Source organism: Kitasatospora sp. NPDC043950 (assembly GCF_056435345.1).
Map to the genome: position 1 here is coordinate 35,044 of NZ_JBWKER010000049.1, position 12,365 is coordinate 47,408.

Annotated in this window: 13 protein-coding genes; 8 read left to right on the top strand and 5 right to left on the bottom strand. The window is 75.3% G+C overall.

Going from position 1 to position 12,365, the window contains the following annotated elements; all coding sequences use genetic code 11:
• Positions 1-3 precede the first annotated feature (3 nt).
• On the bottom strand, positions 4-366 hold the full coding sequence (locus AC07BF_RS28505; RefSeq protein ID WP_063348267.1) for a DsrE family protein: 363 nt from the start codon (positions 364-366) through the stop codon (positions 4-6).
• A gap of 348 nt (positions 367-714) precedes the next feature.
• Here AC07BF_RS28505 and AC07BF_RS28510 point away from each other — a divergent pair, with 348 nt between their 5' ends.
• From AC07BF_RS28510 to ygfZ, 3 genes are all read left to right on the top strand, one after another.
• Positions 715-1,317 (top strand): heme-binding beta-barrel domain-containing protein, encoded by a 603-nt coding sequence (locus AC07BF_RS28510; RefSeq protein ID WP_350885173.1) that lies wholly within the window; start codon positions 715-717, stop codon positions 1,315-1,317.
• 106 nt (positions 1,318-1,423) lie between these two features.
• The gene (locus AC07BF_RS28515) at positions 1,424-1,888 is read left to right on the top strand and encodes a Fur family transcriptional regulator (RefSeq protein WP_363586561.1); all 465 of its coding nucleotides are present in this window, start codon (positions 1,424-1,426) and stop codon (positions 1,886-1,888) included.
• 10 nt (positions 1,889-1,898) lie between these two features.
• The gene (gene ygfZ / locus AC07BF_RS28520) at positions 1,899-2,861 is read left to right on the top strand and encodes a CAF17-like 4Fe-4S cluster assembly/insertion protein YgfZ (RefSeq protein ID WP_363586562.1); all 963 of its coding nucleotides are present in this window, start codon (positions 1,899-1,901) and stop codon (positions 2,859-2,861) included.
• A gap of 19 nt (positions 2,862-2,880) precedes the next feature.
• Here ygfZ and dtd read toward each other — a convergent pair whose 3' ends face one another.
• Positions 2,881-3,321, bottom strand: a complete 441-nt coding sequence (gene dtd, locus AC07BF_RS28525; protein ID WP_363586563.1) for a D-aminoacyl-tRNA deacylase — start codon at positions 3,319-3,321, stop codon at positions 2,881-2,883.
• A 500-nt stretch (positions 3,322-3,821) separates the two neighbouring features.
• Here dtd and AC07BF_RS28530 point away from each other — a divergent pair, with 500 nt between their 5' ends.
• The 3 genes from AC07BF_RS28530 to AC07BF_RS28540 all read left to right on the top strand — a co-directional run bounded on the left by AC07BF_RS28530 (position 3,822) and on the right by AC07BF_RS28540 (position 5,870).
• Positions 3,822-4,442 carry an RsiG family protein gene (locus tag AC07BF_RS28530; RefSeq protein WP_363632086.1) on the top strand — a complete coding sequence of 207 codons (621 nt, stop codon included), beginning with the start codon at positions 3,822-3,824 and terminating at the stop codon, positions 4,440-4,442.
• A 73-nt stretch (positions 4,443-4,515) separates the two neighbouring features.
• Positions 4,516-5,478: an asparaginase gene (locus AC07BF_RS28535; protein WP_363586565.1), complete on the top strand. Its 963-nt coding sequence runs from the start codon at positions 4,516-4,518 to the stop codon at positions 5,476-5,478.
• Positions 5,479-5,660: 182 nt separating this feature from the next.
• The gene (locus AC07BF_RS28540; protein ID WP_063348261.1) at positions 5,661-5,870 is read left to right on the top strand and encodes a dodecin; all 210 of its coding nucleotides are present in this window, start codon (positions 5,661-5,663) and stop codon (positions 5,868-5,870) included.
• A gap of 61 nt (positions 5,871-5,931) precedes the next feature.
• On the opposite strand, the gene AC07BF_RS28545 is transcribed toward AC07BF_RS28540, so the two are convergent.
• From AC07BF_RS28545 to AC07BF_RS28555, 3 genes are read right to left on the bottom strand one after another with little or no spacing between them, the layout of a single operon-like run.
• A complete protein-coding gene (locus tag AC07BF_RS28545; RefSeq protein WP_363586566.1) occupies positions 5,932-6,747 on the bottom strand; it encodes a heme ABC transporter ATP-binding protein in 816 nt (271 codons plus the stop codon).
• On the bottom strand, positions 6,744-7,805 hold the full coding sequence (locus AC07BF_RS28550; protein WP_363586567.1) for a FecCD family ABC transporter permease: 1,062 nt from the start codon (positions 7,803-7,805) through the stop codon (positions 6,744-6,746). The genes AC07BF_RS28545 and AC07BF_RS28550 overlap by 4 nt, the downstream gene beginning before the upstream one ends.
• On the bottom strand, positions 7,802-8,827 hold the full coding sequence (locus tag AC07BF_RS28555) for a heme/hemin ABC transporter substrate-binding protein (protein ID WP_400808916.1): 1,026 nt from the start codon (positions 8,825-8,827) through the stop codon (positions 7,802-7,804). Before AC07BF_RS28555 ends, AC07BF_RS28550 begins: the two co-directional genes overlap by 4 nt.
• Before the next feature lie 185 nt (positions 8,828-9,012).
• On the opposite strand from AC07BF_RS28555, the gene AC07BF_RS28560 reads away from it, so the two are divergent.
• Both AC07BF_RS28560 and AC07BF_RS28565 read left to right on the top strand, forming a co-directional pair.
• A complete protein-coding gene (locus AC07BF_RS28560; protein ID WP_363632088.1) occupies positions 9,013-10,563 on the top strand; it encodes an HtaA domain-containing protein in 1,551 nt (516 codons plus the stop codon).
• 57 nt (positions 10,564-10,620) lie between these two features.
• Positions 10,621-12,288 carry an HtaA domain-containing protein gene (locus tag AC07BF_RS28565; protein ID WP_478334100.1) on the top strand — a complete coding sequence of 556 codons (1,668 nt, stop codon included), beginning with the start codon at positions 10,621-10,623 and terminating at the stop codon, positions 12,286-12,288.
• Positions 12,289-12,365 lie beyond the last annotated feature (77 nt).

A 12,365-nucleotide genomic window follows, 5' to 3' on the forward strand; every position in this document is an offset into this window, starting at 1 on the left:
CCGTCAGTAGACGAGTGCCTGGACGTTGTCCGCCATGATCTCGCTGACGAAGACCTGCGCGCCCGCGATCCGGACGCCCTCGACGGTGTCCTGCTGCACGATCCCCCGGCGGGCCGCACACTGGGTGCACAGCGTCACCGAGCCGCTCGCGAGGATCGCCTCCAGCAGGTCCGGAAGCGGTGCCGCGTGCGGCAGTTCGAACTCCGCCGCCCGCCCCGGCAGGGCGAACCAGGAGGACTCCCCGGTCAGCCAGAGCGAGACCTCGATCCCGCTGGCGACGGCCACCGCCGCGACGGTGAACGCCTGCGAACACCGCTCCGGCGCATCGGCCCCGGCGGTGACCTTGATGACGAGTTTCTTCGACATGGCGCCACCTTAGAGGGCTCGCGGCCCCCGCTCGCCGTCATCCCGGGATCCCTTGGGGAAACCTTGGACGGCGGAGGAGAATCGGCGCGAACGATGACGTGGTGGGGCTCACCGCGACCGGTCGATGACCGGCGGATAGAGTGAGCGGCAGCAAAATCCACCACACTGTCGCCGCCTGGGAGCCACCCGTGTCCGGTCTGGAAATCTTCTTCGACGGTCTGCTGGCCCTCATAGCCGTGCTGATCACCTGGTTCGCCATCTTCTCGGTGATGAAGCTCTACCAGGGCCAGCGCTGATCCTGCCGTACGGTTGAGGCAGCCCACACCGACGACGACAGCGACCAGGAACATGATCGAGATCCCCTCTGACCTCCACAAGGACGTCGTCCCGCTCGCCTTCCTCCTCGGCACCTGGGAGGGCGCGGGCGTCTATGCCCCGTTGCCAGATGAAGAGGGCCCTGGCACCGAGAAGTGCAACTTCGGCCAGGAGATCGTGATCCGGCACGACGGCCGGCCCTTCCTGGAGTTCCGCTCCCGCACCTGGGTGCTGGACAACGAGGGCGAGAAGGTCCGCCCGCTGGAGAACGAGCACGCGTTCTGGCGCATCACCAGCAACCACGACGGCACCAGCGGCGTCCGCGGGATCGAGATCTCGTCCGTCCGCGACGACGGCACCGTGGAGATCTGGTACGGCGAGCTGGCCGACGGCAAGCCGCAGATCGACGTCTCCACGGACGCGGTCGCCCGGATCGAGGGCTCGCCGGAGTACTCGGGCGGCAAGCGGCTGTACGGCTTCGTCAACGAGGAGCTGCTCTGGGTCGGCGAGAAGGCTGCCCCGAACGTGCCGCTGCGCCCGTACATGTCGGCCCAGCTGAAGAAGGTGCTCAGCCCGGCCCAGCTGATCAAGGACATCAACGACCTGCCGGACGACGGCATCGCGTTCTTCAAGTGAGCCCGGCGCTCCGCTGAGCGGTACGGCTTTCGCGTGAGGTAGGGACCGGCCGCCGGCCGGTCCCTACACTTGCCTCAGGACCCCCGACCTTGGCAGGGACAGCACCGTGGCGGACACCGGCACCACCGACTGGCAGCTCTCCGGCGACTGGAAGGCCGACCTGCGCGAACGCGGCTACCGGCTGACCCCGCAGCGGCAGCTCGTACTCGAAGCCGTCGACCGCCTCGACCACGCCACCCCCGACGAGATCCTCTGCCACGTCCGGCAGACCGCCAGCGGCGTCAACATCTCCACCGTCTACCGGACCCTGGAGCTGCTGGAGGAACTCGGCCTGGTCTCGCACGCCCACCTCGGCCACGGCGCCCCGACCTACCACCTGGCCGGCCGCCACCACCACCTGCACCTGGTCTGCCGGGACTGCGACAAGGTCTCCGAGACCGGCACCGAGATCGCCGAGCCGCTGATCCGCAGCCTGCGCGAACAGCACGGCTTCGACACCGACCTCAAGCACTTCGCCATCTTCGGCCGCTGCGCCGACTGCACCGCCAAGCTCGCGGACGGCCGGTCGTAAGCTGGCCGGTATGAAGAGCCCGCTGCTGAGCCTGCCCGGAGCCGTCCCCGCCGAAGGCGCCGACGAGGGCGTCGCCGCCCACTACGGCGACATCTTCCGCGAGCAACGCAACCTCGCGCGGGGCACGGGCTTCGTGGACCTCTCGCACCGCGGCGTGCTCACCGTCACCGGCCAGGACCGCCTGGCCTGGCTGCACCTGCTGCTCACCCAGCACGTCAGCGCGCTGGCGCCGCAGGAGGCCACCGAGGCGCTGGTGCTCTCCCCGAACGGGCACGTCGAGCACGCGCTCTACCTGGTCGACGACGGCACCACCACCTGGGCGCACGTCGAGCCGGGCACCCAGGAGGCGCTGCTGGGCTACCTGGAGAGCATGAAGTTCTTCTACCGGGTGGAGGTCGCCGACGCGACCGCCGAGTACGCCGTGGTGCACCTGCCGGCGGGCTCCACCGCCTCCGTCGAGGGCGCCGCGGCGGTGCGCGAACTCCCGTACGGGCGCGACCTGTTCGTGCCGCGCGCCGAGCTGGCGAAGCTGACCGCCGGGTACGGCCCGGCGGCGGGGGTCTGGGCGTACGAGGCGCTGCGGATCGAGGGCCACCGGCCGCGGCTGGGCTTCGAGACCGACCACCGGACCATCCCGCACGAGGTGGACTGGCTGCGCACCGCCGTCCACCTGCAGAAGGGCTGCTACCGCGGACAGGAGACCGTCGCCCGGGTGCACAACCTGGGCCGGCCGCCGCGCCGCCTGGTCTTCCTGCACCTGGACGGCACCGAGGAGACGTTGCCCCCGCACGGGACGCAGGTGCGGCTGGCCGCGGAGCCGGACGGGCGCCCGCTCGGCTTCGTCACCTCCTCGGCCCGCCACCACGAGCTGGGGCCGATCGCGCTGGCGATCGTCAAGCGGAACGTCCCGGTGGACGCGGTGCTGCTGGCCGGGACGGTGCCGGGCACCCAGGACGTGATCGTCCCGCAGTAGCCCGTGCGCCCGGCTGCGGTCAGACCTCCACGAGGACGGTGAACGGGCCGTCGTTCACCAGCGCCACCTGCATGTCGGCGCCGAACCGGCCCGTCTCCACCTTGGCGCCGAGCGCGCGCAGTCGGGCGACCACCTCGTCCACCAGGGGCTCGGCGACCGGGCCGGGGGCGGCGGCGTTCCAGGTCGGGCGGCGGCCCTTGCGGGCGTCGCCGTAGAGGGTGAACTGGCTGATCACCAGCAGCGGGGCCCCGAGGTCGGAGCAGGACTGCTCGACGCCCTCGTCGTCGGCGGGCAGCAGCCGCAGCGTCCACAGCTTGCGGGCCAGCTGGGCGGCCTTGGCCGGGGTGTCCTCGTGGGTGACGCCGACCAGGACGCAGAGTCCGGGCCCCTCGATCGCGCCGACGGTCTCTCCGGCCACGGTCACTCTGGCCTCGGTCACTCGCTGCACCACTGCTCGCATGCCGCCATTGTGCCGGAGGCCCGGGGCGTGCCCGACGGGCACCCGGCGCCGTGCCCGACGGGCATCCGGGGCGTGCGGGAGGGGCGCGTGTACAGGTGGTGCACGCTGGGTGGTGCGCGCCTGCGCGGGGTCGGGCGCCGCTCTTCCTGCGGAAAGGTCCGGTCATATCAGCCACCCCCGTTCGCCAGGGGGCCGTTCGGGTGCACGGGCGGTGCGCCCGCGCCGGGCGGGGTGGCACGCTGGTGGACCGTACGGAGGGCCCGGCGCGCCATATGGTCCGCCGCACCGGGCCGGGCTCGGCCGGGCGGTCGAGCCCGTAGGTCAGGCGTTCTGGCGGCATCGCCCCGGTGGGTGGTTCCGGCCGGGAACCGGAACCTTCGGGGGCGGCCGGGCGTGCCAACGGACGGGACGCGTGAGCCCGTCGGGGGACGGGCCGGACCGGCGGCAGGGACGCAGTGCCGCGAGCGGGCGGGATCGGACGACGGCAGGTGGGTTGGTTGATGGACGCGAGCAGCGCGGCGTGGGACCGGTCCGGGCACGTGGCGGAGGTCGCCGGGGGCGCCGGGGCCCTGGGCACGGCGATAGAGCCCGATCTGGAGCGGCTGGGCCTGGACCAGCTGCGGATCCTGCGCCGGGAGACCCTGGAGCAGGAGGCCGACCTCTCCTACCTGCGGCGGCTGCTGCACGGGCGGATGGACATCCTGCGCGCCGAACTCGACCGCCGGCCCGGCGGTCCGGTCCGGGCGGCCGGGCCGGCGGGGGCGGGCGGCGCCGACGGGCCCCCCGGCGACCTGCTGGACCGCCTCCCGGCCATCCTGACCGACGCGCCCTCCACCGTGCGGCGCTCGGCCCGGCACGTCACGCTCGGGCCGCCGCGCGGCCACGAGTCCCAGCTGGAGGCGGCCGAACTGATGGGGGACGTCCAGCTCGCCGACCTGGCCGCGCACCCGGCGGAGGAGCTGCTGGCCGCGCTGGAGCGGCTGCGCGCGCACGAGCGCGAGGTGTCCGGGCGGCGGCAGCGGCTGCTGCGGACGGCCGACGGTTGCAGCGCGGAGATCACCCGCAGGTACCGTGATGGGGAAGCACGGGTCGAGGACCTGCTCGCAGGGGGGCCGCTCTGACCGGGTGAGGTACCACGGGCGGGCGGGGCCCGGCTCGCCCCCCGGTCCACCCTCACCCCGGAAGGCTCCCGCCATGTCCCAGTCCGCCACCCCGCCCGTCGTCCTCGCCGAGGTCATACGCTCGGGCTTCACCGAGGGCCGCCACCACGGCTCCCTGGTGCTGCTCGCCGCCGACGGCTCGGTGGAGTTCGCGCTCGGCGACCCCGACGCGCCGGTCTTCCCCCGGTCGACCGCCAAGCCGTTCCAGGCGGTGGCCACGCTGCGGGCCGGGCTGGCGATCGAGGGCGAACTGCTGGCGCTGGCCGCCTCCAGCCACTCCGCGGAATCGTTTCACCTCGACGGTGTCCGGACCATCCTGAGCTCCGCGGGGCTCGACGAGTCCGCCCTGCGCACCCCGGCCGACCTCCCGCTCGACGAGACCGAGGCGGAACTGCTGCTCGGTTCCGGCGGCCGCCGCGCCCCCGTCCTGATGGACTGCTCCGGCAAGCACGCCGGCTGGCTGGCCGCCTGCGTCGCCAACGGCTGGGACACCGCGAGCTACCTCGACCCCGGGCACCCGATCCAGCGGCTGGCCCGCGAGGCCCTGGAGGAGGGCACCGGCGAGACCGCCACGCACGCCGGGGTGGACGGCTGCGGCGCGCCGCTGCTGGCCGTCACGCTGACCGGCCTGGCACGCGGCTACCGCGGCCTGGTGCTGGCCGCCGAGGGCACGGCGCCCCGCCGGGTGGCCGACGCGATGCGCGCCCACCCCGAGTACGTGGCCGGCACCCGCCGGGCCGACACCTGGCTGATGCGGGCCGTCCCCGGCGCGCTGTCCAAGATGGGCGCCGAGGCCGTCCAGGTGGTGGCGCTGCCGGACGGGCGGGCGCTCGCCTTCAAGATCGACGACGGCGGCGAGCGGGCCCGCGGCCCGGTGCTGGCGGCCGCGCTGCGCCGGCTCGGGGTGACCGGCGCGGACGAGACCGTCGAGCGGATCGGGGCGGCCCCGCTGCTGGGCGGCGGTGCCCCGGTCGGGCAGGTGCGGGCGGCCTTCTAGCGGCCTCCGCGGCCTCCCTCGGCCGCCCCGGGGTGCGCCGGCGGCCTCCCCGGGGCCTGCCAGGGGCCTGCCGGCGGCCTTCCAGGGGATGCGGGGAGGCCGGAGGCGGCCGTCGGCGTGCGGGCGGAGCGGTGGCGGTGCACGGTGGACCGGGGGCCGTCGCACAGCTGAGGGAGTCCGCCATGACTGACCACGTGTACCGGGTGACCGAGATCGTCGGATCCTCGACCGAGAGCGTCGACGCCGCGATCCGCAACGGGGTGGAGCGGGCCTCCCGGACGCTGCGCAACCTCGACTGGTTCGAGGTGACGCAGGTCCGGGGCCACCTGGAGGACGGCGGGGTGAAGCACTACCAGGTCGGGCTGAAGCTCGGCTTCCGGCTGGAGGACTGAGCCCGCTTCCGCGGCCCGCCCAGGCCCGTCCGCAGCCCCGCCGCGCCGGCCCCGCGCCCGGTCAGCGTTCGGGCAGCACCAGCGGCACCCCGGTGCGCGGGTGCGCCAGCACCTCGACCGGGTGGCCGTACACCTCGCTGAGCAGCGGGGCGCGCAGCACCTCGGCGACCGGCCCGTCCGCGACCGTCGCCCCGGCGTTCAGCAGTACCACCCGGTCCGCGTAGGCCGCCGCCAGGGACAGGTCGTGCAGCACCACGACCACGCCGTCCCCGGCGGCGGCGCGCTCCCTGGCGACCCGCAGCACCAGCTCCTGGTGGCGCAGGTCCAGGGCGGCGGTCGGCTCGTCCAGGAGCAGCAGCGACGCGCGCTGGGCCAGCACCCGGGCCAGTGCCACCCGGGCCCGCTCGCCGCCGGACAGCGCGGTGAACGGGCGCCCGGCGAAGGCGGCGGACTCGGTGGCGGCCATCGCCTCGGCGACCACGGCCTCGTCCTCGGCGGCGGACGCCGTGCCGGTCCAGGGGGCGCGGCCCATCCGGACCACCTCGTCGGCGGGGAACGGGAAGGACAGCGCGGCGGACTGCGGCAGCAGCGCGCGGTGCAGGGCGAGCTCGGCGGCGCCGTAGCCGGCCAGCGGGCGGCCGCGCAGCCGGACCTCGCCGCCGTCCGGCCGGACGTCGCCGGCCAGGACGGACAGCAGGGTGGACTTGCCGGCGCCGTTCGGCCCGAGCAACGCGACCACCTCTCCGGCGGCGACCCGCACCGACGCGCCGTCCAGCAGGGCGCGCCCGCCGATGGTCAGCCGGACGGTCTCGGCGGTCAGCAACTCGGTTCCGGGCAGGGGCCGTTCGGGCACCTGCCGGGGGGTTCGCAATCTCATGCCCAGCCTCCCTGCCGACTCCTGGTCCGGCGCAGCAGCCAGAAGAAGAACGGACTGCCGATCAGTGCGGTGAGCACCCCGAGCGGCAGCTCGGCCGGCTCGGCGACGGTGCGGGCGGCGAGGTCGGCGGCCACCAGGACCAGCGCGCCGCCGAGGGCCGAGGCGGGCAGCAGGAAGCGGTGGCCGGGCCCGGCCAGCATCCGCAGCAGGTGCGGGACGACCAGCCCGACGAAGCCGATGATGCCGCTGACCGCGACGGCCGCGGCGGTGAGCAGCGCGACGACGGTGATCAGCACCAGCCGCATCCGCTCGACGTCCACCCCGAGGTGGCGGGCCGGGCGTTCGCCGAGGGCCAGCAGGTCCAGCTTGCGGGCGTACAGCGGGGCGACGGCCAGGCCGACGGCGGCGAACGGCAGGACGGCGAGCACCTTGCCCCAGGTGGCCTGGGAGAGCGAGCCGAGTTGCCAGAAGGTGACCTGGCTGATCGCGGCGGAGTCGGCGGTGAACAGGAAGATCCCGATCAGCGCGCCGCAGAAGGCGTTCACGGCGACCCCGGTGAGGATCAGCGTGACCACCTCGGTGCGGCCGCCGGAGCGGGCCATCAGGTACACCGCGAAGACGGTCAGCAGGCCGCTGGCGAAGGCGAAGGCGGTGATCGTCCAGCTGCCGAGGGCGTCCAGGCCGAGCACGATGCAGGCCACCGCGCCGACCGCGCCGCCCGAGGAGACGCCGATCACGGCGGGCTCGGCCAGCGGGTTGCCGAACACGCCCTGCATCAGCGCCCCGGCGCAGCCGAGCGAGCCGCCGACGAGCAGGGCGAGCACCACCCGGGGGAGCCGGACGTTCCACAGCACCGACTCGGGCACCCGGTCCAGGGCGTGCCCGCCGAGGCCGAGCCGGTGGGCGGCGGAGGCCAGGATGTCGCCGAGCGGGATGCGGTAGGCGCCGATGCCGGCGGCGAGCAGGGCGCAGAGCACCAGGGCGGCGGCGAGCCCGGCGGTGATCAGGGTGGTCCTGCTGACGGCGGGCGCGGTCTTCGCCCGTACGGCGGTGGTCACTTGGCGTCCGCCGGGTAGAGCTGGGCGGCGATCTCGCGGAGCACCTGGGGGGTGCGCGGGCCGTAGCTGAGCAGTTGGCCGTCCTCGATCGAGACGATCCGGCGGTCGAGGCCGGCCGGGGTCTGGGCGACGCCGGGCAGCTTGAGCAGGCCGTCGACGCCGCCGACCGAGTCCAGGCCCTTGCTCATCACGAGGATGGCGTCGGGCGCGGCCTTGACCAGGGCCTCGCTGGTGAGCGGGGTGAAGTCGCCGGTGAGGCCGGCGGCGGTGCCGGCGTCCTGGCCGCCGACCGCCTCGATCAGCGAGCCGGCGCCGGAGGCGGGCCCGCCGAGCAGGTAGACGGAGGCGCTGCCGCGCAGGTAGAGGAAGGCGACCTTGGGGTGGCGGGCGGCGGCCGGGGCGGCGGCCCTGGCCTCGTCGATCCGCTGTTCGGTGCGTTCCTTCAATTGCCGTCCGGCGTCCGGGACTCCGAGGGCGGCGGCGACGGTGTCGATGCGCGGGCCGACGTCGGCGAGCCGCTTGGCGTCGTCCAGGACGAGCAGCGGGACGCCGGCCGCGCGGATCTGCGCGATGGCCTCGGCCGGGCCGGTGGAGCGGTCGGCGAGGACGACGGTGGGGTGCAGCGACAGCACGCCCTCGGCGGACACGTCGTGGGCCTGGGTGATCACCGGCAGGGCGGCGGCCTGCTGGAAGGTGGTGGAGACGTCCCGGGCGACCACCTTGGGGCCGAGGCCGAGGCTGAACACCAGCTCGGAGAGGCTGCCGTTGAGCGGGATGATCCGCTCGGCGCTGGTGACGGTGACCTGGCGGCCGTCGACGGAGGCGGTGGTGGCCGGGAGCTGCGGGACGGGCTCGACGGGCAGCGGTTCGACCGCGTCGGGGGCCCGGGAGGAGCTCGCCGCGGCTGCTCCGCCGGCGGTGCCGGACGGGCCGCAGGCGGTGAGGGCGAGCAGCAGGCCGAGGGCGAGCAGCAGGAGGGCGGGCCCGCGGGCCGCCCCGGTTCGGATCGTACTGCTGCTCAACGTGCTTCCCTTCACTGGGAGTTGTCGCCGCTCCGGTCCTGGTGGAGGGGTCGCGGCGGGACTCTTGACTCATATATTAGGTTAGCCTTACCTGAGTTCCGCAAGGGGGTCAGCGCCACGCCCGACCCCTCCCTTGCCGCGTCCTTCACCGCCACTGACCGCACCCCGCCGAGGAGTGATCCGCCGTGCCCCTGTCCAGCCGGCTCCGCCGTCTGGCCGCCACCCTGGTGGCCGCCCTCGCCGCCCTGCTGGCGGTGGGCCTGTCGCCCGGCCCGGCGCACGCGGCGGAGGGCAAGGTCGCCGGCGGACGGCTGGACTGGGGCATCAAGCAGTCCTTCCTGACATACATCACCGGGCCCATCGCCAAGGGGAGTTGGACGCTCAACGGCGGCGCGGCCACGGTCGGCGGCAGCACCTTCCGGTTCCACTCCGCGACCGGCGGCTACGACCCGGCGACCGGTGCGCTGACCGCCGCCTTCTCCGGCGGGGTCCGGTTCACCGGGCACCAGGAGAACGGCGCCAACGCGCTCGACCTGAGCCTCGGCCGGCTCACCGTCCGGGCCGTCCAGGGCGGCGCGGCCGGGCTGTACGCCGACGTCAGCAGCAAGTCCAAGGACACCGGGCAGGTCAGCAGCGCGAGCCAGGCCAAACTGGCCGAGCTCTCACTGGCCGGCGTCGACCTGCGCGGCGCGGCCGGCACCCTGACGCTCAGCAACGTGCCGGGCACCCTCACCGACGCCGGGGCCAAGGCCTTCGGCAACTTCTACCCCGCCGGGACGGCCCTGGACCCGCTCACCCTCTCGGTCAACCTGCCCGCCGCGCAGCCGACTTCGTCGACCCCGTCGCCGACCGCCGCGGCCACCCCCTCGGCGGCCGCCGTGCCGACGCCGTCGGCGACCGCCGAGACCCCGACCGCCCCGCCCGTCGCCCAGGCCCCCGCCCGGACCGAGTTCGCGAACGGCGCCCTCGACTGGGGCGTGCGCCGCACCTTCCGCGACTACGTCACCGGCGCGATCGCCCAGGGCCGCTGGGAACTCGGCGCCGGCGCGGCGGACGGCGGCGCCTACTTCCGCTGGACCCCGGCCAAGGGCGGCTACGACCCCGCCAACGGCGACCTCACCGCTGCCTTCACCGGCACCGTGCGCTTCACCGGCCTGCGCAGCGGCGACACCTACGGCCTGGACCTCACCCTCGCCAACCCGGGCGTCACCGTGGCCGGAGGCCAGGGCCGACTGGTCGCGGACGTCTCCGGCCGGACCCCGGACGGCGCCACCCAGCAGCTCACCGGCGTCGAGCTGGCCGCCTTCGACCCGGCCGGCCTCAAGCCCGAGGGCGGCCTGCTGAAGGCCGTCGAGGTGCCGCTGAAGCTCACCGAGGGCGGCGCCAAGGCCTTCGGCGGCCTCTACCCGGCCGGCACCGAGATGGACCCGCTGAGCTTCGCCGTCGCGCTCGACCCGGCCGCCGCGCTGCCCCCGCTGCCCGACCTCGGCAGCGCCCCGGCCACCGCGCCGAGCGCCACCGCGACCCCCGCCACCGGCCCCTCCGCCGCGCCCGTCGCCGCCGCCTCCTCCCCGGGCGGCTTCCCGGTGGCGGCCGTGGCCGGCGGCGCCGTGCTGGTGGCCGCGCTCGCCGTGACCGGCGGCCTGCTCGTCCGGCGCCGCCGCGCGGCCGCCGCGTCGGGCGCGGGCGCCGACGGCGGCCCCGGTGCCGCACCGGGCCCCGGCGACGCGGCCTGACACCCCGGAGCGTCCCCCCGCTCCCTCCCCCCGCCCCATCCGAACGGAGTACCCACCATGTCCCGCAACCGCACCCGGCTGGCCGCCCTCGCGGCCGCCACCGCCGGCCTCGGCCTGACCGCCCTCGGCGCCCCCGCACTGGCCTTCGGCGCGGGTGGTCCCGGCAGCGTCACGTACGACACCGGCTCGCTGGACTGGGGCGTGAAGGCCAGCTTCCGCAGCTACGTCAGCGGCCCGGCCTCCCAGGGCGGCGCCATCGAACTGACCGGCGGCGCCACCACCAACGCCGACGGCACCTTCCACTTCGGCCTGGCGAACGCCACGTACGACCTCGCCACCCACGCGCTGAGCTCCTCCTTCACCGGCGGGGTCCGCTTCACCGCCCACCACGGCGCGCTGGACGTCGCCCTCAGCGACCTCAAGGTCACCACCGCCGGGACGACCGGCACGCTCACCGCCGACACCGCCTCCAAGGAGTCGATGGGCGCCACCGAGGTCACCCGACGGGACGACGTGCCGCTGGTGACGTTCACCGTCGGGCGGGACACCACCACCGGGGTGCCGACGGCGGCGAAGCTGACCGAGCAGGGCGCCAAGGCCTTCGCGGGCTTCTACACGGCCGGGACGGACATGGACCCGCTGTCGCTGCTGCTGAAGCAGAGCCCGGCGACGCCGTCGCCGACCGCCACGGCGACCGCCACCGCTTCGCCGACGACCCCGACCCCGACGTCGACGCCGTCCGCCACGGGCACGCCGACCGCCTCGCCGTCCGCCACCGGCACGCCGACGGCCACGCCCTCCGCCACGCCGTCGGCCACCTCGACGCCGTCCGCGACGCAGTCGCCGAGCGCCACCGCCTCGCCGTCCACGAGCGCCACCCCGTCCGCGACCGGGACCCCGGCGCCCACCGGCGCCCCCGGCCGGCTGCCCGTGCTGAACGGCACCCTCGACTGGACGGTCAAGGAGAGCTTCCGCGCGTACCTGGCCACCCCGATGGCGAGCGGCAAGGTCGAGTTCGGCGGCGGCGCGGCCGACTACCGCTTCGGCGGCGCCACCGGCGGCTACAACACCGCCGACCACTCGCTGACCGCCGCCTTCGACGGCTCGGTCCGCTTCCTCGGCCACCCCGGCAAGGACGGCTGGGCGCTCGACACCACGCTCTCCAAGCTGGGCCTGGCGATCGACCAGGGCGGCGCCTTCCTGACCGCCGACGTGAACGGCAAGTCCCCCGACGGCAAGGCGACGTCGCTGAGCGGCGCGCGGATCGCCAAGCTGGATGTGCCCGCCTCCGCCCTGAAGCCGGTCAACGGCGTGGTGACGCTCTCCGGCGTCCCGGCCACGCTCACCGCCGAGGGTGTCCCGGTGTTCTCCAACTACCCGGCGGGCACGGCCCTGGACCCGGTCAGCGCCACCCTGGCGTTCGACAAGGACGCCAAGCTGCCGGCCACCCCGCCGACCGCCGGGTCCGGTGCCGGTGCCGGTGCCGGTGGCGCCAACCAGCCTGCCGGAGGCCAGGGTTCGGGCACCGGAACGGTCGGCGGCGCCTCGCTGACCACCGGCGGCGGCCTGACCGGTGCGGGCAGCGCGGGCGGTGCGGGCGGCGTGCTGGCCGCCACCGGTTCGGAGACCCCGGTGGTCCCGCTGCTGGCCACCGCGGCCGGTCTGCTGCTGGTCGGCGGCAGCGCCACCGTGCTGGTGCGCAACCGGCGCGGCGCGCGCTCCTGACGCACCCCCGGGACGCGCGGCGGCCCCGGCGAGCAACCGCTCGCCGGGGCCGACCCGTTGGCGCACCCGGGCGGGTG

Excerpts from the sequence above, each read along its gene's own strand:
- AC07BF_RS28545 (WP_363586566.1), bottom strand. The coding sequence starts at position 6,747 with ATGAGATTGCGAACCCCCCGGCAGGTGCCCGAACGGCCCCTGCCCGGA.
- AC07BF_RS28505 (WP_063348267.1), bottom strand. The coding sequence starts at position 366 with ATGTCGAAGAAACTCGTCATCAAGGTCACCGCCGGGGCCGATGCGCCG.
- dtd (WP_363586563.1), bottom strand. The coding sequence starts at position 3,321 with ATGCGAGCAGTGGTGCAGCGAGTGACCGAGGCCAGAGTGACCGTGGCC.
- AC07BF_RS28540 (WP_063348261.1), top strand. The coding sequence starts at position 5,661 with ATGACTGACCACGTGTACCGGGTGACCGAGATCGTCGGATCCTCGACC.
- AC07BF_RS28530 (WP_363632086.1), top strand. The coding sequence starts at position 3,822 with ATGGACGCGAGCAGCGCGGCGTGGGACCGGTCCGGGCACGTGGCGGAG.
- AC07BF_RS28510 (WP_350885173.1), top strand. The coding sequence starts at position 715 with ATGATCGAGATCCCCTCTGACCTCCACAAGGACGTCGTCCCGCTCGCC.
- AC07BF_RS28565 (WP_478334100.1), top strand. The coding sequence starts at position 10,621 with ATGTCCCGCAACCGCACCCGGCTGGCCGCCCTCGCGGCCGCCACCGCC.
- AC07BF_RS28535 (WP_363586565.1), top strand. The coding sequence starts at position 4,516 with ATGTCCCAGTCCGCCACCCCGCCCGTCGTCCTCGCCGAGGTCATACGC.
- ygfZ (WP_363586562.1), top strand. The coding sequence starts at position 1,899 with ATGAAGAGCCCGCTGCTGAGCCTGCCCGGAGCCGTCCCCGCCGAAGGC.